This window comes from Variovorax sp. LjRoot290, from assembly GCF_964253985.1.
GTDB lineage: Bacteria > Pseudomonadota > Gammaproteobacteria > Burkholderiales > Burkholderiaceae_C > Variovorax.
On the sequence record NZ_CAXURW020000001.1, the window covers coordinates 2,586,360 to 2,612,568 of the forward strand.

Consider the following 26,209-nt stretch of genomic DNA (forward strand, 5'->3'; position numbering starts at 1 on the left):
GAACCACCCTCTCATGACAGAACTCCACGCACTCCCGGCGCTCGAGATGATCGCTGCCTACAAGAGCGGCACGCTCTCGCCCGTCGAAGTCACGCAGGCCGTGCTCGACCAGATCGCACGCTGCGAGCCGCGGCTGCAGGCCACCTATGCGCTCGACCCCGAGGGCGCGCGGGCCATGGCCCGCGCCTCCGAAGCGCGCTGGCGAGCCGGCACGCCGCTGGCCCGCGGCGGCGTCACGCTCGACGGCGTGCCGGCCACCATCAAGGAGAACATCGCGACCCGCGGCGTGCCGGTGCCGCTGGGCACGGCCGCGACCGAACTCGTGCCCGCCGCGGCCGATGCGCCGCCGGCGGCCAGGATGCGCGAGGCCGGCGCGGTGTTCCTCGGCAAGACCACGATGCCGGAGTACGGCATGCTGTCCTCGGGCCTGTCGAGCTTCCATCCGTTGACGCGCAACCCGTGGAACACTGACAAGAATCCCGGCGGTTCGAGCGCCGGCGCCGGTGCGGCCGCAGCCGCCGGCTACGGGCCGCTGCACATCGGCACCGACATCGGCGGCTCGGTGCGTCTGCCGGCCGCCTGGTGTGGCGTGGCCGGGCTCAAGCCCAGCCTGGGCCGCATCCCGATCGACCCGCCCTACATGGGCCGCGTCGCCGGCCCGATGACGCGCACCGTCGCCGACGCGGCGCTGATGATGGCCGTGCTGTCCCAGCCCGACGCGCGCGACCACATGAGCCTGCCGCCGGCGCAGATCGATTGGCTGGACCTGGAGCGCGACATCCGCGGGCTGCGCATCGGCCTCTTGCTCGACGCCGGCTGCGGCATGCCGGTGGAACCGCAGGTGCGCGCGGCGGTGGAGGCGGCGGCGAAGCTGTTCGAAGCCGCCGGCGCCGTCGTCGAACCCATGACGCCCTGGATGAACGACGAGATGCTGCATGGCGTCGACACCTTCTGGCGCATCCGCTCGGGCATGGACGTGCAGGCGCTCGCGGCGGACAAGCGTGCGAAGCTGCTGCCCATCGTGCGTGCCTGGGCCGAGGCCGGGCTGGGCCTGACGGGCGAAACCGCCTTCCATGGCTACGCCCAAACATTCAAGACCCGCGCCGCAACCGTAGCCGCCACGCAGCCCTACGACTACGTGATCTCGCCCGTGTCGCCCAACACCAGCTTCGCGGCCGAATGGGCCTACCCGACCAACGATGTCGCGACCGCGATGGACCACATCGGCTTCACGCTGCCCTACAACATGAGCGAGCAGCCGGCCGCCTCGGTCAACTGCGGCTACGACAGCAACGGCGTGCCGATCGGCCTGCAGATTGCGGGGCGCCGCTTCGACGATCTCGGCGTGCTGCAGATCGCGCGGGCCTGGGAATCGATGCGTCCGGCCCAGCGCCCCTGGCCCGCCATCCCGCTCGAACGCTGATGACAGTGCGCTGGCAGCCGGAGTTCGTGCAGGGCGCACGCGCGATCGCCGGCCCTGCGCTGGGCACCGTCGCGATGGGTCTGGCCACCGGCGTCGCGATGGCCAAGAGCGGGCTCGCGCTGCCGGTGGTGCTCGCGATGTCGCTGGGCGTGTTCGCCAGCGCCTCGCAGCTGGCTTGCGTGCCGCTCATCATGGCCGGCGCGCCCTTGTGGGTGATCGTGCTGACCGCCGGCATGCTGAATGTGCGCTTCGTGGTCTTCAGCGTGCATTGGCGGCACTACTTCGGCCGGCTTCCGCTCGGGCACCGGTTGCTGCTGGGCTATCTCGCGGGCGATCCGGTCTATGCGCGCTTCGTGCAGCGCCATCCGCGACCCGCGGCCGGGCAGCTGCCGTACTTCCTCGGGCTTGCGCTGACGAACTGGGCCGTCTGGCAGTTGTCCTCGCTCGCAGGCATCTTTTTGGCCGATGCGATTCCCGTCGAGTGGGGGCTGCGCTTCGTCGGCGTGCTGGCGCTGCTCGCGTTGGCGCTGCCGATGCTGTCTGACCGCGCGGCCTGGCTCTCGGCCGCCGTGGCCGGCGCGGTGGCGCTGCTGGCCTGGCCGCTGCCGCTGGGCCTCAATGTGGCCGTCGCGATCGCCGCGGCAATGGCCGCGGGCCTTTGGGCCGACCGACGCGCGGGCCGTCTCGCATGAGCAACCTGCACGCCTGGATCGCCGTCTTCGCGCTGGTGGCGGTGACGGTGCTCACGCGCGGCGTGTTCCTGCTGCCGCGCCGCGAGCCGCGCCTGCCGGCCTGGCTGCAGCGCAGCCTGCGGCACGCGCCGCTCGCGGCGTTGGTGGCCGTGGTCGTGCCTGAGGTGCTGCTGTCGCAAGGCCACCTGCCGACCGACTGGCGCGATGCGCGCTGGTTTGCGGTCGCCGCCGCGACCGCCTGGTACGCATGGCGGCGCGACATCACCGGTACCATCTTCGTCGGCGCCGCCGTGCTGCTTGCACTGCGGCTCGGGCTGGGCTGGTAGCACTTCACACAAGGACACCCATGAACATCCTGATCGCCGGCTTCCAGCACGAGACCAACACCTTCGCTCCGACACGTGCCGACTGGGCCGCCTTTCTGCGCGGCGACAGCTTCCCGGCCTATGCGCAAGGGCCGGCGATGCTGGAGCGCTTCACCGGCTCCAGCCTGCCGGCGGGCGGCTTCATCGCCGAGGCGCAGGCGCGCGGCTGGCAACTGCTGCCGTCCTGCTGGGCCGGCGCCACGCCCTCGGCGCAGGTGACGCGCGACGCTTTCGAGCGCATCGCGGGCACCATCGTCGAGGCGGCGCGCAGCGCGCTGGCCGGGCCGGGACTGGATGCCATCTACCTCGACCTGCATGGTGCCGCCGTGGCCGAACACGTCGACGACGCCGAGGGCGAGCTGCTGGCGCGCCTGCGCGCGCTGGTCGGGCCCGAGATGCCGATCGTCGCCAGCCTGGATCTGCATGCCAACGTGACGCAGCAAATGCTCGAGCTGGCCGATGCGCTGGTGGCCTACCGGACCTATCCGCACGTGGACACCGAAGCGACCGGCCGGCTGGCCGCGCAGCTGCTGGAACGGCGCCTCGCGCGTGGCGCACGCGAGCCTGTCGCGGCGCGCCGCATCCCCTTCCTGATCCCGATCAACGCCGGCTGCACCATGATCGAGCCGGCCGGTGCGGTCTACCGTCAGCTGCCCGGGCTGGACGTACGCCACGCCACCATCGCCAGCGTGGCGATGGGTTTTCCGGCGGCCGATTTCCCCGAGTGCGGGCCGATGGTCTGGGCCTACGGCGACGCGGCCCAAGCCGTGGTGGACACGCTGTACACCGACATCTGCGAGCCGGCAGCGCGCTGGCGCGTAGCCACCTGGACGCCGGATGATGCCGTGGCCCAGGCCATCGAACTGGCGGGGCCGGCCGCACGCCCGGTGGTCATCGCCGACACCCAGGACAACCCCGGCGCCGGCGCCGACAGCAACACCACCGGCATGCTGCATGCGCTGCTTCGCGCGGGCGCAGGACAGCGCTTTCCACAGCAGGTAGCGCTCGGGCTGTTGTACGACCCCGAGTCCGCCGCGGCGGCGCATGCCGCGGGGCGGGGCGCGCGCCTGCGCCTGGCGCTGGGCCGCTCGGTACCCACCTGGTCGGGGCAATGGAGCGACCCGCCGGTGGAAGCCGAATGCACGGTGCGCGCGCTGCATGAAGGCGGCATCGTGCTGCAGGGGCCGATGATGACGGGCGTGCGAGTCCGGCTCGGGCCTTGCGCCTGCCTGGACGTGGACGGCGTGCTGGTCGTGGTCGCCAGCGGCAAGAAGCAGATGCTCGACCGCGCGCTGTACCGCTGCGTGGGCATCGAGCCGGAACAGATGAAGATTCTCGTCAACAAGAGCTCGGTGCATTTCCGCGCCGACTTCGCGCCGATCGCGCATGAGATCCTGGTGGCGCGCGCGCCGGGCCCGATGTCCGCCGATCCGTCGGACCTGCCATGGACCCGGCTGGCGGCATCGACATCGCCCCGGGTGCCGGATTGAGGAGCGCAGCATGAAAGTCCTCATCGCCCGGATGAACCACGAGACCAACACCTTCTCGCCGGTGCCCACGCCGCTTTCAGCCTTCGGCAACAAGGGGCCGCTGTATGGCATCGACGCCCGGCGCGAGGCCGAGGGCGGGCGCACCGCCATGTCGGCTTTCATCGACCTGGCGCGGGCAAGGGGCGCGGAGATGGTGACGCCGATCTCGGCATCGGCCAACCCGAGCGGCCGAGTGGAGGCGGCCGCGTACGCCGCGATCTGCGACTGCATCGTCGACGCATTGCCCGGCTGCGATGCCGTGCTGCTCGATCTGCACGGCGCGATGGTCGCCCAAGGCAGCGACGACGGCGAGGGCGATCTGCTGGCGCGCATTCGGGCTGCCGCGCCGGGCGTGCCCGTTGCCGTGGCGCTCGACCTGCACGGCAACGTGACGCAGAAGATGATCGACCACGCCGACGTGATCGTGAGCTTCAAGACCTATCCGCATGTCGACATGTACGAGACCGGCGAGCACGCAGGACGCTTGCTGTTCACCAAGCTGGACGGACTTTGCCGTCCCGTGCTGGCCTGGCGCCGGCTGCCGTTGATGACGCACACGCTGCGCAGCGCCACCGCCGAAGGCGCGATGCGCGACGCGGTCGCGGCGGCGCGCGCGGCGGAAGCCGATGGCATGGCCGCAGTCTCGATCCTCGCCGGCTTCAGCCTGGCCGACATCCCGAACCCTTGCATCAGCGTCGTGGTGGTGGGCGACGGCGACGCCGCAGCGGCCGACCGGGTGGCGGCCGCGCTGGCGGAGCGCATCTGGGCGGCGCGTGCGGACTTCGTCTATCGGTCCGAGCCCTTGGCGCAATCGCTGGCGCGCGCCTGCAAGCTGGCGGTGCAGGCCGATCGGCCGGTGCTGCTGCTCGACCACGGCGACAACTGCATGTCGGGCGGCAGCTGCGACACCATGGACGTGCTGATGGCGGCGCTTGCGGCCGGCATGCAGGGCATCCAGGCCGGCCTGCTGTGCGATCCGCAAGCGGTCGCGCAATGCGCCGAGGCCGGCGTCGGCGCCGAGATCGAGCTGCTGCTCGGCCACAAGCGCCCGCTGGTGCAGATCGGCCGCAGCACGCCGCCGGTGCGGCTGCGCGGCACCGTGCGCGCGCTCACCGACGGGGAGTACGTGATCACGGGGCCGACCTACACCGGCCAGCGCGCCTGCATGGGCCGCTCGGCGGTGTTCGACATCGGCGCGGCGCAGATCGTCGTCACCGAGCGCACGCACGAGCCCTGGGACCTGGGCACCTTCGAAAGCGTCGGCCTCGATCCGCGCCGTGCGCGCTTCCTGCTGCTGAAGTCGCGCATGTACTGCCGGCCGGTCTTCGTGCCCATCGCCGCCGGGCTGGTGGAGTGCGACAGCCCGGGTGTCACCAGTTCGGACTATTCGCTGTTCCCGTTCGAGCGGCTCGCGCGACCGCTGTATCCGTTCGACGAGCCTTCTTATTCGGCTACAGCTTCTTGACCAGCACCTGGCTCTTGCGGTCCCAGTTGTACTTGCGCTTGCGCGCCTCGGGCAGCCAGTCGGGGTTGACCTGCTGGAAGCCGCGCTTCAGGAACCAGTGCATGGTGCGCGTGGTCAGCACGAAGATGCTTTCCAGCCCGCTGGCCTTGGCGCGCTGCTCGACGCGCTTGAGGATGCGTTCGCCGTCGCCTTGCGACTGCGACTGGGGCGAGACTGTCAGCGCCGCCATCTCCGCGGTCTTCGCCTCAGGATAGGGGTAGAGCGCCGCGCAGCCGAAGATCACGCCGTCGTGCTCGATCACCGTGTACTGGCCGACGTCGCGCTCGATCTCGGTGCGGCTGCGCTTGACCAGCGTGCCGTCGCGCTCGAAGGGTTCGATGAGCTGCAGGATGCCGCCGATGTCGTCCGCCGTCGCCTCGCGCAGCGATTCGAGCTTCTCGTCGATCACCATGGTGCCGATGCCGTCGTGCACGTAGACCTCGAGCAGCAGCGAGCCGTCCACCGAGAAGGGGATGATGTGGTTGCGCTCCACGCCCGCCTCGCAGGCCTTGACGCAGTGCTGCAGGTAGAAGGCCGTGTCGGTCGGGGTCTGGGGCGGCGCCAAGAAGGCCAGCAGCTTCCTGGCGCTGTCGAGCGGCAGCTCGGTGTCGATGGGGTTGTCCTCGCTGACGGGCTGGCTGGTGTCCTGCGGAATGCCTGGAACCTCGGTCAGGAAGATCAGCTTGTCGGCCTGGATCGAGATCGCCACGCTGGTCGCGACTTCTTCCATCGTGAGGTTGAAGGCCTCGCCGGTGGGCGAGAAGCCGAAGGGCGACATCAGCACCATGGCGCCGAAGTCGAGCCCGCGGCGGATGCCGGCGGCATCGACCTTGCGCACCAGGCCCGAATGCTGGAAGTCGACGCCGTCGACCACGCCGACCGGCCGCGCGGTGATGAAGTTGCCCGAGATCATGCGCACGGTGGAACCGGCCATCGGCGTGTTCGGCAGGCCCTGGCTGAAGGCGGCCTCGATCTCGTAGCGCAGCTGTCCGGCCGCCTCCTGCGCGCAGTCGAGCGCCACCTCGTCGGTGATGCGCATGCCGTGCGAGTACTTGGCCTCGTGGCCCTTGGCGCGCAGCTGTTCGTTGACCTGCGGCCGGAAACCGTGCACCAGCACCACCTTGACGCCCATGCTCTGGATCAGCGCCAGGTCCTGCGCGATGCTGGGCAGCTTGCCGGCCGCGATGGCCTCGCCCGCCATCGCGACCACGAAGGTCTTGCCGCGGTGCATGTGGATGTAGGGCGCCACCGAGCGGAACCAGGGGACGAAGGTGAAATTGAAGACGGTGGACATTGGCGGGGTAGGGCAGGCGAAAGTTCGGGCGCAAGATAATCGACGATTTTCCCCGAACTGCCAGCCTTGTCTTCGTCCCCACTTCGAATCGAGTTTCCAGAATCCCTGCCGGTGTCGGCCCGGCGCGACGAAATCATGGCCGCCATCGAGGCGAACCAGGTCGTGATCGTCTGCGGCGAGACGGGTTCGGGCAAGACCACGCAGTTGCCCAAGATCGCGCTGGCCCTGGGTCGGGGCAAGCTCAACGCGCCCCCTGGCAAGGGCCGGCTGATCGGCCACACGCAGCCGCGGCGCATCGCCGCATCGTCGGTGGCCAAGCGCATCGCCGAGGAGCTCAAGACGCCGCTGGGCGAGGTGGTCGGCTTCAAGGTGCGTTTCCAGGACCGGCTGGCGCGCGACGCCTCGGTCAAGCTGATGACCGACGGCATCCTGCTGGCCGAGACGCAGACCGATCCGCTGCTCAAGGCCTACGACACGCTGATCATCGACGAGGCGCACGAGCGCTCGCTGAACATCGATTTCCTGCTCGGCTACCTGCGCGAAATCCTGCCGCGGCGGCCGGATCTCAAGGTCATCGTGACCTCGGCCACCATCGATGCGGACCGGTTCGCGCGGCATTTCGCGTCGGCCCGCCCGGCGCCGGGCCGCCCCAAGGCGGGCGCGACCCCCTCGGGGGGCAGCGACGACGCGCAGCGCGGAGCGTGGGGGCCAATGACTCCTGCGCCCACGATCATGGTTTCGGGCCGGATGTTCCCGGTGGAGCAGCGCTACCGCCCCTTCGAGGAGTCGCGCGACTACGACCTCACCAATGCCATCGCCGAGGGCGTCGACGAGCTCTGGCGCGATCCGCACAACGCCGGCGACATCCTGGTCTTCCTTCCCGGCGAACGCGAGATCCGCGAGGCCGCCGACCACCTGCGCAAGCATCTGAGCCATCAGCCGCTGATGCGCAGCGCTGAGGTGCTGCCGTTGTTCGCACGCCTGTCGCAGGCCGAGCAGGACCGCATCTTCGACGGCCACACCGGTCGCCGCATCGTGCTGGCCACCAACGTCGCCGAGACCTCGCTGACGGTGCCGGGCATCCGCTACGTGATCGATGCCGGTACCGCGCGCGTCAAGCGCTACAGCTTCCGCAGCAAGGTGGAACAGCTGCTGGTCGAGCCGATCAGCCAGGCCGCGGCCAACCAGCGTGCGGGGCGCTGCGGCCGGGTCGCCGACGGCATCTGCATCCGGCTCTACGACGAGAAGGATTTCGAAGGCCGGCCGCGCTTCACCGATCCGGAGATCCTGCGCTCCTCGCTGGCCGGCGTGATCCTGCGCATGAAGTCGCTGCGGCTGGGCGACGTCGAGCGCTTTCCTTTTCTCGAAGCGCCGCAGCGGCGCGCGATCGCCGACGGCTACCAGCTGCTCAACGAGCTCGGCGCGGTCGACGACGCGAACGAGCTCACGCCGATGGGGGCCGAATTGGCCAGGCTGCCGCTCGATCCGCGGGTCGGCCGCATGATCCTGGAGGCACGCACGCGCGGCGCGCTCGAAGAGGTGCTGGTGATCGCGAGCGCGCTGTCGGTGCAGGACGTGCGCGATCGGCCGATGGAGGCGCAGCAGCAGGCCGACCAGGCGCATGCGAAGTTCGACGACGAGAAGAGCGAGTTCAGCGGGTATCTGCGGTTATGGAAGTGGATCAACGACGCGCGCGGCGGCCATGGCGACACCCACAAGCTCAGCAACCGCCAGTACGAATCGCTGCTCCGGCAAAACTTCATCAACGTGCGCCGCGTGCGCGAGTGGCGCGACATCCATTCGCAATTGCTCACGGTAGTCACCGAGCACAAGTGGCGCATCAACAGCGAGCCGGCGGGCTACGAACCGCTCCACCTTTCGATGCTCTCCGGCCTGCTCGGCAACATCGGCTGGAAGCTGGAGGACCCTTCGACAGGCTCAGGACAGGCTTCGGAGTATCTCGGCGCGCGCGGCATCAAGTTCTACCGCCATCCCGGCGCGCATCTGAAGAAGAAACCCGGCCGCTGGATCGTCGTGGCCGAGCTGGTCGAAACCACGCGCCTCTTCGGCCGCGGCATCGCGAACATCGAGCCGCAGTGGCTGGAACAGGTCGCGGGCCATCTGCTCAAGAAGCAGCTGCTCGACCCGCACTGGGAGAAGAAGGGCGCGCAGGTCGCGGCGCTGGAGCGCGCCACGCTCTACGGGCTGGTGGTCTATAGCGGGCGGCGCGTGGACTTCAGCAAGGTCGACCCGGTGGCCGCGCGCGAGATCTTCATCCGCGAGGCGCTGGTCGGCGGGCAGTGGGAAAGCAAGCTGCCTTTTCTCGCCGCCAACCGCAAGCTGGTGCGCGAGGTCGAGGGTCTCGAGCACAAGTCGCGCCGGCAGGACGTGCTGGTCGACGACGAGCTGATCTACGCCTTCTACGACGCCCAGCTGCCGCCCGATGTGTCGAGCGGCCTCGCTTTCGAGAGCTGGTACCGGCAAGCGTCGAGGGAGCAGCCGCGGCTGCTGTTCCTGACGCGCGAGGAGCTGATGCGGCACACGGCCGCCGGCATCACGACCCAGTCCTTTCCGCCGACGATTCGGCTGGGCGGCGTCGATTGCGCCGCGACCTACCTGCACGAGCCCGGCGATGCCAAGGATGGATTGACGGTCACCGTGCCGCTCTTCGTGTTGAACCAGGTCAGCGAGGAACGCTGCGAATGGCTGGTGAGCGGCATGCTGAAGGACAAGGTGCAGGCGCTGCTGAAGAGCCTGCCGCAGAAGCCGCGCGCCCGCCTAGTGCCCTTGCCCGACTCGGCCGCGCGCCTCGCGGAGCAGCTGGCCGCACCCGAGGTCTTCGGCCACGGTTCGCTGACCGATGCGCTGCTGAAACGCGTGCGCGAGCAGACCAGCCTCGACGTGAAGCGGACCGACTTCAAGCTCGACATGCTGCCGCCGCACCTGTTCATGAACCTGCGCGTGGTCGACGAGCACGGCCGCCAGCTCGGCATGGGGCGCAGCCTCGGCGCGCTGAAGGCGGAGCTGGGCGCGCAGGCGCGCGGCGCGTTCCAGGCGCTGGCGGGACTCAACGTCAAGGCGTCCGTCGAGAAGCCCGATGCACCTGCGCCGGCCGAGAACAAGGCCGCGGCCAAGGCGCCGGCGGCGCCCGCGCTGCCGGCAGGCCAGCGCTACACGGCATGGACCTTCGGCGAGCTGCCGGAGCTGATGGAAGTGCGGCGCGGCGCGCAGTCGCTGATCGGCTTTCCGGCCCTGGTCGACGGCGGCGACGCGGTGACGATCGAGGTCTTCGACGAACCGGCGGTGGCCGCCGCGAAGCATCGTGCCGGCCTGCGCCGCCTGTTCGCACTGCAGCAGAAGGATGCGCTCAAGTACCTCGAGAAGAACATCCCCGACCTGCAGAAGATGGCGGTCGCCTACATGCCGCTCGGCACGGCGGAGGAACTGCGCGCCCAGATCGTCGACGTGGCGCTCGAGCGGGCCTTTCTGCAGGAGCCGCTGCCGGCCGACGAGGCGGCGTTCAAGCAGCGCGTGGACGAGGGCCGCGGGCGGCTCACGCTGATCGCCAACGAGGTCGCGCGGCTGGCTGGCACCATCCTTGCCGAGTACACGCTCGCCGTGCGCAAGATCAAGGACACGAAGATCCAGCCCGCCGCCACGGCCGACGCGGCGCAGCAATTGCAGCGCCTGGTCGGCAAGCGCTTCATCGCCGACACGCCCTGGCCGCGGCTTGCGCACTTCGCGCGCTACCTCAGGGCCATCACCCTCAGGCTCGACAAGCTGCGGGCCGACCCGGCGCGGGATGCAGAGCGGCTCGCGGAGCTGCGGCCGCAGGAGCAGCGCTACTGGCGCCTCCTGGCCGAGCGCAAGGGCGCGCTCGACGAACGCATGAGCGAGTTCCGCTGGCTGCTCGAGGAGTTGCGCGTGAGCTTCTTCGCGCAGGAGCTGCGCACGCCGCAGCCGGTCAGCGTCAAGCGGCTCGACAAGCTGTGGGTGCAACTCGAAAGCTGAGCGCGGACCCAAAAAAAAGCCCGCCGAAGCGGGCTTTGCTTTCAAGCGTTCGTGCCACCTATATGCGCCCCATGAGGAGCAGCACGATCACCACCAGCAGCACCAGACCCAGGCCGCCGCTCGGGCCATAGCCCCAGCTGCGGCTGTAGCCCCAGCTCGGCAACGCGCCGACCAGGAGCAGGATCAGAACGATCAGCAGGATCATTGAGAGCGACATGGATTTCTCCTAGGTCTTTTGTATGGAGGAGTCCATGCTCGGCATCGGCAGGCGAATCCATCGCCGGAAGGCGCGCCCTCCGGCGGTCAGGACTCTCCTACCGTTCGTGTCAGAGCCGCGCCAGTCGGTCGATGGCTGTCTGGAGCGTCTCGTCCTTCTTGGCGAAGCAGAAGCGCACCACGCGCTGGTCGAAACCGTCGGCATAGAAGGCCGAGAGCGGAATCGCGGCGACGCCGATCTCGCTCGTGAGCCACTGGCAGAAGTCGGACTCGCCGAGGTCGCTGACCTCGCTGATGTCCACGCACTGGAAGTAGGTGCCGGCGCTGGGCAGCAGCTTGAGCCGCGTCCTGGCCAGGCCGGCCGCGAACAGGTCGCGCTTGTGCTGGTAGAAGGCCGGCAGTTCGAGGTAGGGCGCGGGGTCGGCCATGTAGCTTGCCAGCGCATGCTGCATCGGCGTGTTCACGGTGAACACGTTGAACTGGTGCACCTTGCGGAACTCGGCGCTGAGCGCCGCTGGCGCGGCCACGTAGCCAACCTTCCAGCCGGTCACGTGGTAGGTCTTGCCGAAGCTGCTGACAATGAAGGTGCGCGCCGCGAGGCCCGGGAAACGCGCCGCGCTTTCGTGGCGCGCGCCGGCGTAGACCATGTGCTCGTAGACCTCGTCGCTGATCACCAGCACGTCGGTGGGCGCGAGCAGTTCCTCGAGGCGGCGCATCTCCGCTTCGGTCCACACGGTGGCGCTGGGGTTGTGCGGCGTGTTGACGATGATGGCGCGCGTGCGCGGCGTGATCGCGGCCGCGATCTTGTCGAAGTCGGGGCGGAAGCTGCCGGGCGTGAGCGGCACGCGCACCACGGTGCCGCCGGCCAGGTCGATGTTGGGCGCGTAGCTGTCGTAGCAGGGCTCGAGCACGATCACCTCGTCGCCCGCGTGCACCACCGCGAGGATCGCCGTGATGATCGCTTGCGTTGCGCCGGCGGTGATGGTGATCTCAGTGTTCGGGTCGTAGCTGTGCCCGTAGAGCGTCGAGATCTTCGCCGCGATCGCTTCGCGCAGGGCGGGGATGCCGGGCATCGGCGGGTACTGGTTGTGGCCGGCCGCCATCGCGCGGGTGACGGCTTCGAGCAGCTTCGGGTCGCAGTCGAAATCCGGAAAACCCTGGCCGAGGTTCACTGCCTTCTTCTCGGCGGCGAGCGCCGACATCACGGTGAAGATGGTCGTGCCGACGGTAGGCAGCTTGGTCTTGACGTCGGGGGTGCGGGCGATGCTCACAGCTCGTAGTCCTGGTGATGACCGCTCAAGGCCTTGGCGATCAGGTTGCGATCGAGCCGGTCGGAGAGCAGCTCGGCGAATTTGAAGACGAAGTTGCGCAGGTAGGCGCTGCGCTTGAATGCGACGCGTGCGATGTTGGTGCCGAACACATGGCCCATCGGCCGCACCACGAGATCGGCATTGGAATCGTCGCGCACCGCCATCTCGGCCACGATGCCGACGCCGAGACCGAGCCGCACATAGGTCTTGATGACGTCGGAGTCGATGGCCTCGAGCGCGATGCGCGGCGTGAGCTTCTTGTGCGCGAACGCATGGTCGATGCGCGTGCGGCCGGTGAAGGAAGGGTGGTAGGTGATGATCGGCTCGGCCGCGATGTCCTCGAGCGAGATGCGCTCCTTGCTCGCGAGCGGATGCTCCTTGGGCAGCACGAGCACGTGCTGCCATTCGTAGCAGGGGATGGTCACGAGATCGGCGTAGTCGGACAGCGATTCGGTCGCGATGCCGATCTCCGCGATCTCGTCGATCACCATTCGCGCCACCTGGTCGGGCGAGCCTTGGTGCAGGCTCACGTTGACCTTGGGATAGGCCTCGCGCAGCTTCGCCACCGGCACCGGGAGCACGTAGCGCGCCTGCGTGTGCGTGGTGGCGATCGAAAGCGTGCCGCTGTCCTGGGCGCTGAACTGCTCGCCGATGCGCTTGAGGTTGCCGACCTCGCGCATGATCAGTTCGATGCTTGCGAGCACATGCTGGCCGGGTTCGGTCACGCGCTTGAGGCGCTTGCCGTGGCGCGCGAAGATTTCCACGCCCAGTTCTTCCTCGAGTTCGATGATGGCCTTGGACACACCGGGCTGCGAGGTGTGAAGCGCCTTGGCCGCTTCAGTCAGATTGAGGTTGCGCCGAACCGCTTCCTGCACGAATTTGAACTGGTGAAGATTCATAACAAATTCCGTCTTAATTCGGAATTCATTATGCCTTCGATGTCTATCGAAAGCACCGCAAGTTCAGGATTTGAGTGCCACGCGAGCCAGCAGATCGATCACTTCCGGCTCTTCGCCGACGGCCTGCGCGAGCGAGAAGACGACCCCCGGATGCAAGGCACGCAGCGCGTCGAGCAAGCCGGGCAGGTCTTCGCGCAGATGCTTTCCCATGCCGAGAAAGAGCGGCACCACGCGGATGGCGCCGGCCCCGCCGGCGATCAGCTCTGCCGCCGCGGTGCGCAGGTCCGGCGCCACCAATTCGAGGTAGGCGCAGGCGACACGGGCCGAGGGATCGAGCGCCGCGACGCGACGCGCCACGGCCTCCACCGGCGCACGCCAGCGCTCGTCGCGCGAGCCGTGCGCAAAGAGAACGATGCCTGTCGCGGCCGTCATCAGGGCCGCTACCGCCGCAGCACCAGCCAGCTGAAAGCGGCCAGCGACATCACCGTGTAGATCAGGCCGGGCGCCGCCGCCGTGATCCAGGGCCACCAGTTGCTGAGGTTGCCCAGGTAGCCGAACACGTTGTTCAACAGGAAAAAGCTGATGCCGATCATCACGCCGCCGAACACGTAGGCCGTGATGCCGGCCTGGCGGAAATGCAGGTAAGCGAAGGGCAGGGCGAGCACCACCATCACGAGGCAGGACAGCGGATAGAACACCTTGCGCCAGAACTCGATCTCGTAGCGCTGCGCGGTCTGGCCGTTGGCGTTGAGATGCTGGATGTATTCGAACAGGTCGAGCGTGCGCATGCGGTCCGGACGCAGCAGGGCGACCGACACCATCTCGCGCGTGAGCGAGCTCGGCCAGTCCAGCGCCGCAATCTTGGTGGTGACGATGCGGGCCCGGTCTGCCGCGTTGCGCGTGTCGTACTGCTGCCGTTCGACGCCGAAGAGCGCCCAATGGCCATCCAGGATGCGCGCGAAGGATGCGGTGGTCTGCGAGGTCACGAAGCCGTTGCCGTCGAACTCGAAGATGCGCGGATCCTTCAGCGTGCCGTCGCGCGCCATCGAGACCACGTTGACCGCGTAGGACATGTCGCCCTGCTTTTCCTTCAGCCAGGCGCCCGTGTTGCCTGCGAGCGTGAAGACGCCCTGGTAGCGCGACTTGAGCAGCTGGGCAGTCCGGTCCGAAGCCGGCGAGACATAGTCGCCGACAGCGAAGGTCAGGAACACGAAGCCAAGTCCCAGCAGCAGCAGCGTGCGCAGCGCGCGCCAGGGCCCGAGACCGCTGGTGCGCAGGATCGTGTATTCGGAGCTCTGCGCGAGCCGCGCCATCACGAAGATGGTGCCGATCAGCACGGTGATCGGCAGCAGCTCGTACAGGTGGCTCGGGATCAGCAGCGTCACGAAGACCAGGGCCTGGGCGGCCCCGTAGGCGCCGCTCCCCGGCTTGCCGATCGACTGCAGTTCGTCAACGAAGTCGAAGAAGAAGAACAGGCTCAGGAAGCCGAGGGTGACGAAGGCCACGGCCTTCAGCACCTCCACGTAGATCAGTCGACGGATGGTTTTCACGCGTGGGGTGGCGTTGCGGGCCGCAGGCGCGGGCGGCCCCAGTTGAAGTGTCGCTTGGCAAGCCAGAGCAGGCCGAGCAGCAGCGCGCCGCCGTGCAGCGCCAGCATGAAGCCGCCCATGCTGTAGCGGCCGGAGCCCACCCAGTTCTGGCCGAGATTGAGCATGTTGTAGTAGAGGACGAAAGCGAACAACGCGAAGAGCAGATTGCCGCTGCGGCCCACGCGCGGATTCACACTCGTCAGGGTCAGCGCCAGCAGCACGAAATTGATGGCCGCGAGCATCATGCCGATGCGCCAGGCCAGTTCGCCGCGATTGGCCGTATTCGGTTCCCGCAGCAGGGTCAGCGTGGTGCGGGTGCGCACCGGGCTCGTGTCCGTCGAGACCCCCTCGTCGCCGCCGACTTTGGCGCCGTAGGTGTCGAACTCGCTGATCTTGAGCTCCAGCCCATCCAATGTCCGCGAGACGCGCTGGCCATTGCTGAGCATGAGGTAGCGCGCTTCTCCGATGTCTTCCATGCGGCCGCTGCGGGCCGATGTGATGATCTGCATGTTGCGCTCGATCGAGGAGATGAAAACGTTCGTGGCGGTGGCGCCATCCGGCGTGTCCTTGTCGATGAAGAACACGCGGTTGCGCCCGGCCGACTCGCGGAACTCGCCGGGCGACACGCGCTCGATGTCGCCGCGGCGCTGGTACTGTTCGCGCATCCCCTGGGTCTGCGAGTTGGCCCATGGCCAGCCGACCAGCGCGAACACGGCGATCAGCAGCAGCACCGGCCAGGCGAAGCGGAACAGCGGCAGCGCGAAATCCGCCAGGCCGCGCCCGCTCGAGAACCAGATCACCATCTCGCTGTCGCGGTACATGCGCGACAGGGTGCCGACGATCGAGATGAACAGGCTGAGGCTCAGGATCGTCGGCATGTAGCCGAGCACCGTGTAGGCCATCACGAGGAAGACCTCGGACGGATTCACGCTGCCCCGCGATGCCAGTCCGAGCGTGCGGATCAGCATCATGGTCATCACGATGGTGGCCAGAACCACGAGGGTGGCGCCGAAGCTGCGGGACAGCTCCTTGCGTAAAGAGGAATGGAATAACATCGTCGAGGGAAAAAAAGGATTATGGACTTTCAACTCAAGACCCTCTCCACCGCTCAGGCTGCCGCCGAAAAAGCCGATGTGCTGATCGTGCTCGTTGCCGCCGGCACCACCCCCTCCAAGGATGCCATCGCCACATTGATCGCCGAGGCCCGCAAGGCCGGCGACCTCCCCGACAAGGCCGGCAAGCTGCTGGCGCTGTACCGCGCGGCGCACGTCGCGGCGCCGCGCGTGGTGCTGGCTTCGGTGGGCGACGGCAAGCCTGCGTCGGTGCGCGCCGGTGTGCTTGCCGCGGTCAATGCGGCCAAGTCCGGCGACCCCAGGCGCGTCCTCATCGTCTTCGCGCAGGCCGCGGACGCTGCCGGTCTGCGTTGCGCGATCGCCGCGGCCGCCGACGCGAGCTACGTCTACACGACCTCCAAGTCCAAGGCCGAGCCGCGCTCGATCCGCTACCTGGGCTTCGGCGTCACGGAGGCGGGGCCGCTGCGAGAAGCTTTCGACGAGGCCACGGCCATGGTCGCGGGCATCGAACTGGCCAAGGAGTGGGGCAATCGGCCCGGCAACTATTGCACCCCCTCGCTGCTGGCCGATGCGGCGCGCAAGCTGGCCGCGCTGCCGTGCGTGAAGTGCGAAGTGCTGGGCCCGAAGGAAGTGGAGAAGCTCGGCATGGGGGCGTTCAGCGCGGTCGCGCAGGGATCGGCCGAACCCTTGCGCTTCATCGTGCTGCGCTACCAGGGCGCGCCCAAGGATGAGGCGCCGGTGGTCCTGGTCGGCAAGGGCATCACCTTCGACACCGGCGGCGTTTCGCTCAAGCCGGCGGCCGAGATGGACGAGATGAAGTTCGACATGTGCGGCGCCGCGAGCGTGCTCGGCGTGTTCCGCGCGCTCGGCGACATCCAGCCCGCCCTCAACGTGGTCGGGCTGATTCCGTCGTGCGAGAACATGAACGACGGCCGCGCGGTCAAGCCCGGCGACGTCGTCACCAGCATGAGCGGCCAGACCATCGAGGTGCTTAACACCGATGCCGAAGGCCGTCTGATCCTGTGCGACGCGCTGAACTATGCCAAGCGCTTCGAGCCGGCTGCGGTGATCGACATCGCCACCCTGACCGGCGCTTGCGTGATCGCGCTGGGCGGCGTGCGCAGCGGTCTCTTTGCCAGCGACGACACGTTGGCCGCTGCGCTCGAAGCCGCCGGCGAAGAAGCGCAGGACCGTTGCTGGCGGATGCCGCTGGACGAGGACTACGCCGAGGGCCTCAAGAGCAATTTCGCCGACGTGGCCAACATCGCCGGCCGCGCGGGCGGGGCGATCACCGCCGCCAAGTTCCTGCAGCGCTTCGCGGGCGATTTCCAATGGGCCCACCTGGACATTGCGGGCACGGCCTGGAAGAGCGGTGCGGCCAAGGGCGCGACGGGGCGGCCGGTCGGGCTGCTGCTGACCTATTTGCTGGAACGGGCCCGCAAGGCGGCCGTGAAGACAGCGCCGCGCAAGTCCCGCAAGAGCGCCAAGACCCGGTCGGCAACGTGACCGAGATCGACTTCCACTTCAACACGCCGGACAAGGTGAACTACGCCTGCCGGCTGCTGCGCAAGGCCGTGGGCGCGCGCGGCGCGCGTGTGGTGGTGGTGGCTGATCCCCAGTTGCTGGATGCGGTCGACCTGGCCCTGTGGACCTTTGCGCCGACCGAGTTCATCGCCCATTGCCGCAGCGACGGCGAGCCGCACACGGTGGCGCGTTCGCCGGTCGTGCTGGCCGAAAGCGCCGCTGCGCCGCTGCCGCATCAGCAGGTGCTGGTGAACCTGGGTGCGGAACTGCCCGCTGGCTTCGAACGCTTCGAGCGCTTGATCGACATCGTGAGCGCCGACGACGCCGACCGGCTCGCGGGCCGCAAGCGCTGGCGGCACTACGCGGAACGCGGCTATGCGATCCAGCGCCATGACTTTGCCGGGAGTACCGCCTGATGCAGCGCACCCCTCCGCGTTTCGTGCCCACGCTGACGACCGTGCTGGAGCTGCCGCCCGAGCCTGCGCCCGGTGCCGAGCCCCTGCCGGAGCCGGTCGCACTTGCAGTGCCCGAGCCCTCGCAAGCGGTCGCGCTGGACCCCCAGGCGCTGCTGTCGGAGGCCGACGCCTTCCGGCTCGAAGAGCAGTTGCTGCACCGCGTGTTGCAGCGCATCGACCTGTCGCTCGAGGAGCGCGTGAGCGACGCCGTGTCAGTTGCCGTTCAGCAGCAGCTCGACACCATGATCCCGCGTTTGCGCGGCGAAATAGAGACCGTGCTGCGTGCTTTGGTGAGCGAAGCGCTGGCCCAGGAGCTTTCTGACAACACAGGGTCTACGCCAGCATTTGGCGCACAAAGCTTGGGCTAAACTGCGCGCCAGGTCGAAAGCGCGGGGGCGCTACGGGTCCTGCGGCGCGGAACTTGCTGAGTCTTCGCACGCGGATCGATAGACCGCTATGTACTCTTATTTATCAATGTTCTGGAGGTTCCCATGCAATTGAAATGGACTGCGGTCGCACTGGCTGCTCTCACGCTCGTGGCTTGCGGCAAGAAGGAAGAAGCAGCTGCGCCCGCCGCGCCCGCACCGACTGCAGCGGCACCCGCGCCTGCCGCACCTCCGGCCGATGCACTGGTGGTGAAGATCGGTCACGTGGGCCCCACGAGCGGCGCCATTGCCCACCTCGGCAAGGACAACGAATTCGGCGCGCGCATGGCCATCGAAGACCTCAATGCCAAGGGCCTCAAGATCGGCGACAAGGTTGCCAAGTTCGAACTGCTGGCAGAAGACGACGCGGGTGACCCGAAGCAGGGCACCGCAGTGGCCCAGAAGCTGGTCGACAGCAAGGTCAACGGCGTGGTTGGCCACCTGAACTCGGGCACCTCGATCCCTGCTTCCAAGCTGTACAGCGATGCGGGCATTCCGCAGGTCTCGCCCTCGGCAACCAACCCCAAGTACACCCGCCAGGGCTTCAAGACCACCTTCCGCGTAGTGGCTGACGACACGCAACTCGGCGGCACGCTGGGCAAGTACGCGGTCGAAACGCTGAAGGGCAAGAACATCGCCGTGATCGACGACCGTACCGCTTACGGCCAGGGCGTGGCGGAAGAGTTCGAGAAGGCCGCCAAGGCCGCCGGCGGCAACATCGTCGGCCACGAGTTCACGACCGACAAGTCGACCGACTTCAACGCCATCCTGACCAAGCTCAAGGGTGCCAAGCCCGACGTGCTGTTCTTCGGCGGCATGGACGCGGTGGGCGGCCCGATGCTCAAGCAGGTCAAGCAGCTCGGCATGAACGTCAAGTTCATGGGCGGCGACGGCCTGTGCACCGGCGAACTGGCCAAGCTGGCCGGCGATGCGATCGGCGAGGAAATGGTCGTTTGCGCGGAAGCAGGCGGTGTCGAAGGCGACTTCAAGCAGCCGCTCGAAGACTTCAAGACCAAGTTCAAGGCCAAGAACGGCGTCGAAGTGCAGATCTACGCGCCGTACGTCTACGACGCGGTCAACGTGCTGGCCGAAGCGATGGTCAAGGCCGGTTCTTCCGACCCGGCCAAGTACCTGCCCGAACTCGGCAAGGTCCAGTACAAGGGCGTGACCGGCCCGATCGCCTTCGACGAAAAGGGCGACATCAAGAACGGTGCACTGACGCTCTACACCTACAAGGGTGGTGCGCGTACGCAGATCGCCGTGGTGCGCGGAGCGAGCTGAGAAGCCCGCTCGACAGCATGAAAAAAGGGCCTTCGGGCCCTTTTTTCATGCTGTCGAGCGGCTGGCATCGTTGCAGTAGTCGAAGAAGGCATCGAGCTCCTTCGACTTGTCGAACACGGCGTCCGCACCGAGCGCCATGCAGCGTGCGCGGATGTCCGCGTTGACGTAATTGCTGAGGACCACGGCGCGCTGTAGTGGCGTGCGCTCCCTGCAGTTGCGCAGCACGCCCAGGCCGGAGCCCTCCTTGAGGAACAGGTCCACGATCAACAACTGCCATTCGCTCGCATGGGAGGCCAGCCAATCGGTCGCGTCCTTCTCGGTCTCGGCCGCGCCGACGATCCGGGCATGCGCCAGATCCTCCAGGGCCGGAATCAGGTTGTCCCGGATGGTCCTGTTGTCTTCGACGAGGAAGGTGAAGAGGGCCATGTGGTTTCCGGGTTTCCGGGCTGTGGGAATGCCAGCCTAGCGCGGGAGGCCTGCCGGGTTCCTAGCGACAGCCGCCAACTCATTGCGTAGGAGAAAGCAGACGGACGCTCGACTGCCAACCGCGAGCGAATGCATCAGCCGGCGTCGCGCTCTCGTTCGGTACGCTTCTCGATCTCCTCCGCCAAGGTGGCGTTGACTTCGGCGAGCGTCTCGGCCGACTCGGCCAGCTTCTTTTCAAGCTGGCCGGTGTGCTCGATGGCCTGTGCGACGTCGCCCACCTGCACTTCGTCCGGAAGCTCCTGTTCCAGCACCGTGTTGATGACGGCCAGGTCATCGGATGCGCGCTGCACCTCGGCAGCCACCGCTTCGGTCTTGTCCAGGGCCTGATCGAGCGGCGCTGCGGCCCGATCCGGTTTGCTTTGTCCGGCCATCCGAGCTCCTTCTCTGGGGATGGAAAAAAGTAAGGCGATGGTACTCTGTCGCCCGACGACCCCCAAACGAAAAAGCCCCGGGTACGGGGCTTTCACGACGACTCCCATGTGCGATGGGAGGGAACTGAATCGGTTTTTCCTGGCGGAGCAGGCGGGATTCGAACCCGCGGAGGGCTATTAACCCTCACACGCTTTCCAGGCGTGCGACTTAAACCGCTCATCCACCGCTCCGAAGCCCGCGATTGTAGCAGCGGGGACGAATCGATCTCAGGCGGTGCCCGATGTCTTTCCGGCCTGCACCATGCGCATCGCCGAGGCGATGAGCGCCGCGGTCTCGGTCATGTTGCTCGGCACGATCAGCGTGGTCGTGGCGTCGGCCGCGACCTTGCCGTAGGCATCGACCGCGCGCTCAGCCACCTTGAGCTGCACGGCCTGTTCGCCGCCCGGCTGCCGGATCGCGGCCGCCACGCGCTCGATGGCGCCGGCGGTCGCCTGGGCCACCGCGGTGATGGCTGCCGCCTCGCCCTGCGCGTTGTTGATCTGCGCCTGCTTCTCGCCCTCGGAGCGAGCGATGAAGGCTTCGCGTTCGCCGGTGGCGATGTTGATCTGCTCCTGGCGGCGGCCTTCGGAGGCCGCGATCAGCGCCCGCTTTTCGCGCTCGGCCGTGATCTGGCGCTGCATGGCCTGGAGGATTTCCTTGGGCGGCGTCAGGTCCTTGATCTCGTAGCGCAGCACCTTCACGCCCCAGTTCAGCGCGGCCTCGTCGATGGCGGCCACGACCTGGGCGTTGATGATGTCGCGCTCCTCGAAGGTCTTGTCGAGCTCGAGCTTGCCGATCACGCTGCGCAGCGAGGTCTGCGCGAGCTGGGTGACGGCCACGATGTAATTGGACGAGCCGTAGCTCGCGCGCATCGGGTCGGTCACCTGGAAGTACAGGATGCCGTCGACCTGCAGCTGCGTGTTGTCGCGCGTGATGCAGATCTGGCTCGGCACGTCGAGCGGGATTTCCTTCAGGCTGTGCTTGTAGGCCACCTTGTCGATGAAGGGGATCAGGAAGTTGGGTCCGGGGGTCATCGTGTTGTGGTACTTGCCCAGGCGCTCGCGCACCCAGGCGTTCTGCTGCGGCACGAACTTGATCGACTGGCTGATGACGATGATCGCGATGACCAGGATGACGAGGGGGACTGCGAGTTCCATGAATGCTTCCTTTTCGGTTCTTGCTTCTTGTCAGATCTTGTCGACGACCAGGCGGCTGCCGACCACCTCGGCCACGCGGTGCTCGCCGATCGACGGCGTGCTTCCGGCGCGGGGCACCACGGTCCATTGCGCGCCGCGGTAGCGCACGGTGGCGGTGCCGTCGGGATTCCAGGCGTCGACGTAGACGCTCTCGCCGATATCCAGGTTGACGTCGCGGTTGGCGGCGGTCGGCGGCTCGGCCGGCCGCCGACGGCGGATGATGTGCCAGATGAGCACGGCGCCCACCCCCACCACCGCCGCGACCACCAGCTGGGTGGTCAGGCTGGCGCCCGCATGGGCCGCCACCGCCGCCGCAGCGAAGCCCGCGCTCAGCAGCAGCAGGTAGACCGTGCCGGAGAGCAGCTCCAGCACGATGGCCCCTCCCGCAATCAACCACCAGACGGTGGAACTCGCCATGACGACTCCTCTCTTTATTGAAGGCACGACATTCTGAGTCAAAAGCCGATCAATTCCTTCATCTGAATTCCGTACACTTCGCGCCTATTTGCCAGTCCGGAGCCGCGCTCATGAAATTCCGCTTTCCCATCGTCATCATCGACGAGGACTTCCGCTCCGAGAACAGCTCGGGGCTCAGCATCCGCGCCCTGGCGCAGGCTTTCGAGAAAGAAGGCTTCGAGGTGCTGGGCGTCACGAGCTACGGCGACCTGAGCCAGTTCGCCCAGCAGCAAAGCCGCGCCAGCGCCTTCATCCTGTCGATCGACGACGAGGAGTTCACCGTCGGCCCCGACCTCGACCCGGCCGTGCTGAACCTGCGCAACTTCATCGGCGAGGTGCGGCGCAAGAACGCCGACGTGCCGATCTACATCTACGGCGAGACCAAGACCTCGCGCCACATCCCGAACGACATCCTGCGCGAGCTGCACGGTTTCATCCACATGTTCGAGGACACGCCGGAGTTCGTGGCCCGCCACATCATCCGCGAAGCCAAGAGCTACCTCGAAGGCGTGCAGCCGCCGTTCTTCAAGGCGCTGATCGACTACGCGGAGGACGGCTCGTACTCCTGGCATTGCCCGGGCCACTCGGGCGGCGTGGCCTTCCTGAAGAGCCCGGTGGGCCAGATGTTCCACCAGTTCTTCGGCGAGAACATGCTGCGCGCCGACGTCTGCAACGCAGTCGAGGAACTCGGCCAGCTGCTGGACCACACCGGCCCGGTGGCGGCCAGCGAGCGCAATGCGGCGCGCATCTTCAATGCCGATCACTGCTTCTTCGTGACCAACGGCACCAGCACCAGCAACAAGATGGTGTGGCACCACACGGTGGCGCCCGACGACGTGGTGGTGGTCGACCGCAACTGCCACAAGTCGGTGCTGCACGCGATCATCATGACGGGCGCTATCCCCGTCTTCATGAAGCCGACGCGCAACCACTTCGGCATCATCGGCCCGATCCCGCGGAGCGAATTCGAGCCGTCGGCCATCAAGGCCAAGATCCGCGCCAATCCGCTGCTCTCGCACGTGGATGCCGACCGGGTCAAGCCGCGCGTGATGACGCTCACGCAATCGACCTACGACGGCGTGATCTACAACACCGAAACCATCAAGGGCATGCTCGACGGCTACGTCGATACGCTGCACTTCGACGAGGCCTGGTTGCCGCACGCAGCCTTCCACCCGTTCTACGGCGCCTACCACGCCATGGGCAAGCGGCGCGTGCGTCCCAAGGAGTCGCTGGTGTTCGCGACGCAGTCGACCCACAAGCTCCTGGCCGGCATCAGCCAGGCCAGCCACGTGCTGGTGCAGGATTCGCAGAACCGCGCGCTCGACCGCGACCTCTTCAACGAGGCCTACCTGATGCATTCGTCGACCAGCCCGCAGTACGCGATCATCGCCAGCTGCGACGTCGCGGCCGCGATGATGGAGCCGCCCGGCGGCACCGCGCTGGTGGAAGAGAGCATCCTCGAGGCGCTGGACTTCCGCCGCGCGATGCGCAAGGTCGAAGCCGAGTTCGGCGCGGACGAGTGGTGGTTCAAGGTCTGGGGACCCGAGAAGCTGGTCGAAGAGGGCATCGGCCGCGCGAGCGACTGGATCATGGAAGGCGAATCGCGCACCGGCACGAACGGCAAGAACGGTTCGCGCAACTGGCACGGCTTCGGCAAGCTGGCCGACGGTTTCAACATGCTCGACCCGATCAAGTCGACCATCGTGACGCCGGGCCTGGACCTGCAGGGCAAGTTTGCCGAGACCGGCATTCCCGCCAGCATCGTCACCAAGTTCCTGGCCGAGCATGGCGTGATCGTCGAGAAGACGGGGCTCTACAGCTTCTTCATCATGTTCACCATCGGCATCACCAAGGGCCGCTGGAACACGCTGCTCACCGCGCTGCAGCAGTTCAAGGACGACTACGCGCGCAACCAGCCGATGTGGCGCATCCTGCCCGAGTTCTGCCAGCAGCATCCGGGCTACGAGCGCCTCGGCCTGCGCGACCTGTGCCAGCACGTCCACCAGCTCTATGCGCGCTACGACGTCGCGCGCCTCACGACCGAGATGTACCTGAGCGACCTGACGCCGGCGATGAAGCCGAGCGACGCCTACGCGCACATTGCGCACCGCAAGACCGAGCGCGTGGAGATCGACGAGCTCGAAGGCCGCATCACCACCAGCCTGATCACGCCGTACCCGCCGGGCATTCCGCTCCTGATCCCGGGCGAGGTCTTCAACAAGAAGATCGTCGACTACCTCAAGTTCGCGCGGCAGTTCAACACCGAATGCCCGGGCTTCGAGACCGACATCCACGGCCTGGTGGCGCGCATCGACGAGAACGGCAAGAAGCGCTACTACGCGGACTGCGTCCGCAACGCCGACTGAAGAAGGATCAGCCACGGCGCAGGATTGCGCGCGGTGCTTTGAATCCGCTTCGGCGAGCTCCTCGTATTGGTTGCAGCCGTCGCGCTTTCTGCGGCGGCTTCAATCCCAGAGGAGCTATTCATGAACCGTAGATTCCATCGCCTTGCATCCCTCACCCTGGCTGTCACGATGGCCGCTGCAGCGGCCTCGGCCGTCGCGCAGGTCATGGTCGGCGGCGCGCCGATGTTCGCCACCAAGGACATCATCGACAACGCCGTCAACTCGAAGGACCACACCACCCTGGTTGCGGCCGTCAAGGCCGCCGGCCTGGTCGAGACCCTCAAGGGTCCGGGTCCGTTCACGGTGTTCGCGCCGACCAATACGGCCTTCGCCGCCTTGCCCGCCGGCACGGTCGACACGCTGCTCAAGCCCGAGAACAAGGGCAAGCTCACGGCCGTCCTGACCTACCACGTGGTACCCGGCAGGCTGGACGCCGCCGCGCTCGGCGGGCAGATCATGGACGGCAAGGGCATGGCCACGCTCAAGACCGCCGCCGGCGGCACGCTGACGGCCAAGGCGAGCGGCGGCAAGATCATGGTCGGCGACGAGAACGGCGGCTGGGCCACCGTGAGCACGGCCGACGTGTACCAATCCAATGGCGTGATCCACGTCGTCGACAAGGTGCTGCTGCCCAAGTAAGGCAGCAGCACGCGGGAGCCTCGGTCAGGACGAGGACGCGAGGTCTTCCCGCACCCGCAGAAAGCGCGCGAACCTCGGCAGGCCGCCGGGGCTCGTGCCGTTGTAGCGGTAGTTCACCCAGCTGCCGACGGCCGGCGGCTCGTTGCGCTGGGTATCGCTGAAGCCGCTGCCGAGCCTGAAGCGCTTGCCCTCGGGCGTCTCGACCAGCAGCGCGCCCATTCGGCGCGCATGCTTGCCGCGGCCGGGAACATGCGCCAGCACGCGCGCATCCGCATCGTCGTAGGGCTTGAGCTTGAGCAGATCGCTGTTGCGTTCGGCACGGTAGAGCGAAGCTCCCCGGTGCAGCATCAAGCCCTCGCCGCCCATGCGCACCGTCTTGTCGAGCAGCGCCTGCAGCGACTCGTGCGTCGTCGCGCGCTGCTGCGGGACCGGCACCAGCCAGGGCGCATCCGTGATCGGCAGCAGTTTTCGCAAGACGGCGAGACGGGCCGTGAAGTCGCCGGGCTGGGCCGGCAGATCGAAGACCATGAAGTGCAGCTCGTGCCATGCCGCGTCGTTCGGCGTCTGGCTGCGCACCGTGGACACCGCCTGCGCGAAGCGGCCGCGGCCGGCCCACAGTTCGCCGTCCATCGGCGCGGCGGGCAGCGAGGCGGTGAACCAGGCCGGCGCGACGATGCGTTCGCCGCCGCGCGTCCAGAGCTGCTTGCCGTCCCAGTAGCCGCGCACGCCGTCGTACTTCTCGCTGACCCAATGGTCGTCGAGTGGCATGCCGGGGCGGTACACCTCGGCGAGCATCAGCGTCGGGGCCGCTGTGTCGCGCGCCAAGGCCCCGGACGGGGCCGACAAGGTGCATGTGGCGGCCACGGCGCCGAGCAGGAGCGCTCGGCGCGACAGCTCGGCAGGCGCCTGCAAGGCGCGGCCTGAATGAATGCGAAAACTCATGATCGACTCCCCGCCATGTTTTATTGACAAGCCGGGGGATTGTGAGAGGTGCTGCCGGCGGCTTGCGCCGGTTGGACCAGG

Annotated in this window: 24 protein-coding genes and 1 tRNA gene; 12 read left to right on the top strand and 13 right to left on the bottom strand. The window is 67.6% G+C overall.

Going from position 1 to position 26,209, the window contains the following annotated elements:
• The first annotated feature begins 13 nt into the window (after positions 1-13).
• From ACSQ9A_RS12995 to ACSQ9A_RS13015, 5 genes are read left to right on the top strand one after another with little or no spacing between them, the layout of a single operon-like run.
• A complete protein-coding gene (locus ACSQ9A_RS12995) occupies positions 14-1,423 on the top strand; it encodes an amidase (RefSeq protein ID WP_436303928.1) in 1,410 nt (469 codons plus the stop codon).
• The gene (locus tag ACSQ9A_RS13000) at positions 1,423-2,115 is read left to right on the top strand and encodes an AzlC family ABC transporter permease (RefSeq protein WP_093107607.1); all 693 of its coding nucleotides are present in this window, start codon (positions 1,423-1,425) and stop codon (positions 2,113-2,115) included. Before ACSQ9A_RS12995 ends, ACSQ9A_RS13000 begins: the two co-directional genes overlap by 1 nt.
• Complete coding sequence (locus tag ACSQ9A_RS13005; RefSeq protein ID WP_093107605.1) at positions 2,112-2,441, top strand: AzlD domain-containing protein; 330 nt, start codon at positions 2,112-2,114, stop codon at positions 2,439-2,441. The genes ACSQ9A_RS13000 and ACSQ9A_RS13005 overlap by 4 nt, the downstream gene beginning before the upstream one ends.
• A 20-nt stretch (positions 2,442-2,461) precedes the next feature.
• A complete protein-coding gene (locus tag ACSQ9A_RS13010) occupies positions 2,462-3,970 on the top strand; it encodes a M81 family metallopeptidase (RefSeq protein WP_436303929.1) in 1,509 nt (502 codons plus the stop codon).
• Positions 3,971-3,980: 10 nt separating this feature from the next.
• Complete coding sequence (locus ACSQ9A_RS13015; protein ID WP_436303930.1) at positions 3,981-5,474, top strand: M81 family metallopeptidase; 1,494 nt, start codon at positions 3,981-3,983, stop codon at positions 5,472-5,474.
• On the opposite strand, the gene argA is transcribed toward ACSQ9A_RS13015, so the two are convergent.
• Positions 5,461-6,807, bottom strand: a complete 1,347-nt coding sequence (gene argA / locus ACSQ9A_RS13020) for an amino-acid N-acetyltransferase (protein ID WP_093107599.1) — start codon at positions 6,805-6,807, stop codon at positions 5,461-5,463. The genes ACSQ9A_RS13015 and argA overlap by 14 nt on opposite strands.
• A gap of 135 nt (positions 6,808-6,942) precedes the next feature.
• On the opposite strand from argA, the gene hrpA reads away from it, so the two are divergent.
• Entirely contained in the window at positions 6,943-10,818 is a 3,876-nt protein-coding gene (gene hrpA / locus ACSQ9A_RS13025; RefSeq protein ID WP_436306292.1) for an ATP-dependent RNA helicase HrpA, read from the top strand.
• A gap of 58 nt (positions 10,819-10,876) precedes the next feature.
• On the opposite strand, the gene ACSQ9A_RS13030 is transcribed toward hrpA, so the two are convergent.
• From ACSQ9A_RS13030 to lptF, 6 genes are all read right to left on the bottom strand, one after another.
• Positions 10,877-11,035, bottom strand: a complete 159-nt coding sequence (locus ACSQ9A_RS13030; protein WP_093107595.1) for a DUF3309 family protein — start codon at positions 11,033-11,035, stop codon at positions 10,877-10,879.
• Positions 11,036-11,144: 109 nt separating this feature from the next.
• Positions 11,145-12,305 (bottom strand): pyridoxal phosphate-dependent aminotransferase, encoded by a 1,161-nt coding sequence (locus ACSQ9A_RS13035; RefSeq protein ID WP_436303931.1) that lies wholly within the window; start codon positions 12,303-12,305, stop codon positions 11,145-11,147.
• Positions 12,302-13,243, bottom strand: a complete 942-nt coding sequence (locus ACSQ9A_RS13040) for a CysB family HTH-type transcriptional regulator (RefSeq protein ID WP_093107591.1) — start codon at positions 13,241-13,243, stop codon at positions 12,302-12,304. The genes ACSQ9A_RS13035 and ACSQ9A_RS13040 overlap by 4 nt, the downstream gene beginning before the upstream one ends.
• A gap of 63 nt (positions 13,244-13,306) precedes the next feature.
• Positions 13,307-13,675, bottom strand: coding sequence for a sirohydrochlorin chelatase (locus ACSQ9A_RS13045; RefSeq protein WP_093107589.1), 369 nt, complete (start codon positions 13,673-13,675; stop codon positions 13,307-13,309).
• Between the two features lie 8 nt (positions 13,676-13,683).
• A complete protein-coding gene (gene lptG / locus ACSQ9A_RS13050; RefSeq protein WP_093107587.1) occupies positions 13,684-14,793 on the bottom strand; it encodes an LPS export ABC transporter permease LptG in 1,110 nt (369 codons plus the stop codon).
• Positions 14,790-15,887 carry an LPS export ABC transporter permease LptF gene (gene lptF, locus ACSQ9A_RS13055; protein WP_093107585.1) on the bottom strand — a complete coding sequence of 366 codons (1,098 nt, stop codon included), beginning with the start codon at positions 15,885-15,887 and terminating at the stop codon, positions 14,790-14,792. The genes lptG and lptF overlap by 4 nt, the downstream gene beginning before the upstream one ends.
• Before the next feature lie 21 nt (positions 15,888-15,908).
• Between lptF and ACSQ9A_RS13060 the strand changes: the two genes are divergently transcribed.
• From ACSQ9A_RS13060 to ACSQ9A_RS13075, 4 genes are all read left to right on the top strand, one after another.
• Positions 15,909-17,411, top strand: coding sequence for a leucyl aminopeptidase (locus ACSQ9A_RS13060; RefSeq protein ID WP_436303932.1), 1,503 nt, complete (start codon positions 15,909-15,911; stop codon positions 17,409-17,411).
• A complete protein-coding gene (locus ACSQ9A_RS13065; protein ID WP_436303933.1) occupies positions 17,408-17,845 on the top strand; it encodes a DNA polymerase III subunit chi in 438 nt (145 codons plus the stop codon). The genes ACSQ9A_RS13060 and ACSQ9A_RS13065 overlap by 4 nt, the downstream gene beginning before the upstream one ends.
• Positions 17,845-18,252, top strand: coding sequence for a hypothetical protein (locus tag ACSQ9A_RS13070; RefSeq protein ID WP_436303934.1), 408 nt, complete (start codon positions 17,845-17,847; stop codon positions 18,250-18,252). Before ACSQ9A_RS13065 ends, ACSQ9A_RS13070 begins: the two co-directional genes overlap by 1 nt.
• A gap of 123 nt (positions 18,253-18,375) precedes the next feature.
• Positions 18,376-19,590 carry a branched-chain amino acid ABC transporter substrate-binding protein gene (locus ACSQ9A_RS13075; RefSeq protein WP_093107577.1) on the top strand — a complete coding sequence of 405 codons (1,215 nt, stop codon included), beginning with the start codon at positions 18,376-18,378 and terminating at the stop codon, positions 19,588-19,590.
• A 45-nt stretch (positions 19,591-19,635) separates the two neighbouring features.
• Here the strand turns inward: ACSQ9A_RS13075 and ACSQ9A_RS13080 are convergent, their stop codons facing one another.
• The 5 genes from ACSQ9A_RS13080 to ACSQ9A_RS13100 all read right to left on the bottom strand — a co-directional run bounded on the left by ACSQ9A_RS13080 (position 19,636) and on the right by ACSQ9A_RS13100 (position 22,100).
• Positions 19,636-20,016 (bottom strand): response regulator, encoded by a 381-nt coding sequence (locus ACSQ9A_RS13080; RefSeq protein ID WP_093107575.1) that lies wholly within the window; start codon positions 20,014-20,016, stop codon positions 19,636-19,638.
• A 134-nt stretch (positions 20,017-20,150) separates the two neighbouring features.
• Entirely contained in the window at positions 20,151-20,447 is a 297-nt protein-coding gene (locus ACSQ9A_RS13085) for a hypothetical protein (protein ID WP_093107573.1), read from the bottom strand.
• Between the two features lie 140 nt (positions 20,448-20,587).
• Positions 20,588-20,678, bottom strand: a tRNA-Ser gene (locus ACSQ9A_RS13090).
• 36 nt (positions 20,679-20,714) lie between these two features.
• Positions 20,715-21,644 carry an SPFH domain-containing protein gene (locus ACSQ9A_RS13095; RefSeq protein ID WP_093107571.1) on the bottom strand — a complete coding sequence of 310 codons (930 nt, stop codon included), beginning with the start codon at positions 21,642-21,644 and terminating at the stop codon, positions 20,715-20,717.
• 30 nt (positions 21,645-21,674) lie between these two features.
• Entirely contained in the window at positions 21,675-22,100 is a 426-nt protein-coding gene (locus tag ACSQ9A_RS13100) for an NfeD family protein (protein ID WP_093107569.1), read from the bottom strand.
• A gap of 110 nt (positions 22,101-22,210) precedes the next feature.
• Here ACSQ9A_RS13100 and ACSQ9A_RS13105 point away from each other — a divergent pair, with 110 nt between their 5' ends.
• Together ACSQ9A_RS13105 and ACSQ9A_RS13110 are read left to right on the top strand one after the other, a co-directional pair.
• A complete protein-coding gene (locus ACSQ9A_RS13105; RefSeq protein WP_436303935.1) occupies positions 22,211-24,508 on the top strand; it encodes an Orn/Lys/Arg decarboxylase N-terminal domain-containing protein in 2,298 nt (765 codons plus the stop codon).
• Between the two features lie 120 nt (positions 24,509-24,628).
• Positions 24,629-25,186: a fasciclin domain-containing protein gene (locus ACSQ9A_RS13110; protein ID WP_093107565.1), complete on the top strand. Its 558-nt coding sequence runs from the start codon at positions 24,629-24,631 to the stop codon at positions 25,184-25,186.
• Between the two features lie 24 nt (positions 25,187-25,210).
• Here ACSQ9A_RS13110 and ACSQ9A_RS13115 read toward each other — a convergent pair whose 3' ends face one another.
• Positions 25,211-26,128, bottom strand: a complete 918-nt coding sequence (locus tag ACSQ9A_RS13115; protein WP_436303936.1) for a DNA ligase — start codon at positions 26,126-26,128, stop codon at positions 25,211-25,213.
• Positions 26,129-26,209 lie beyond the last annotated feature (81 nt).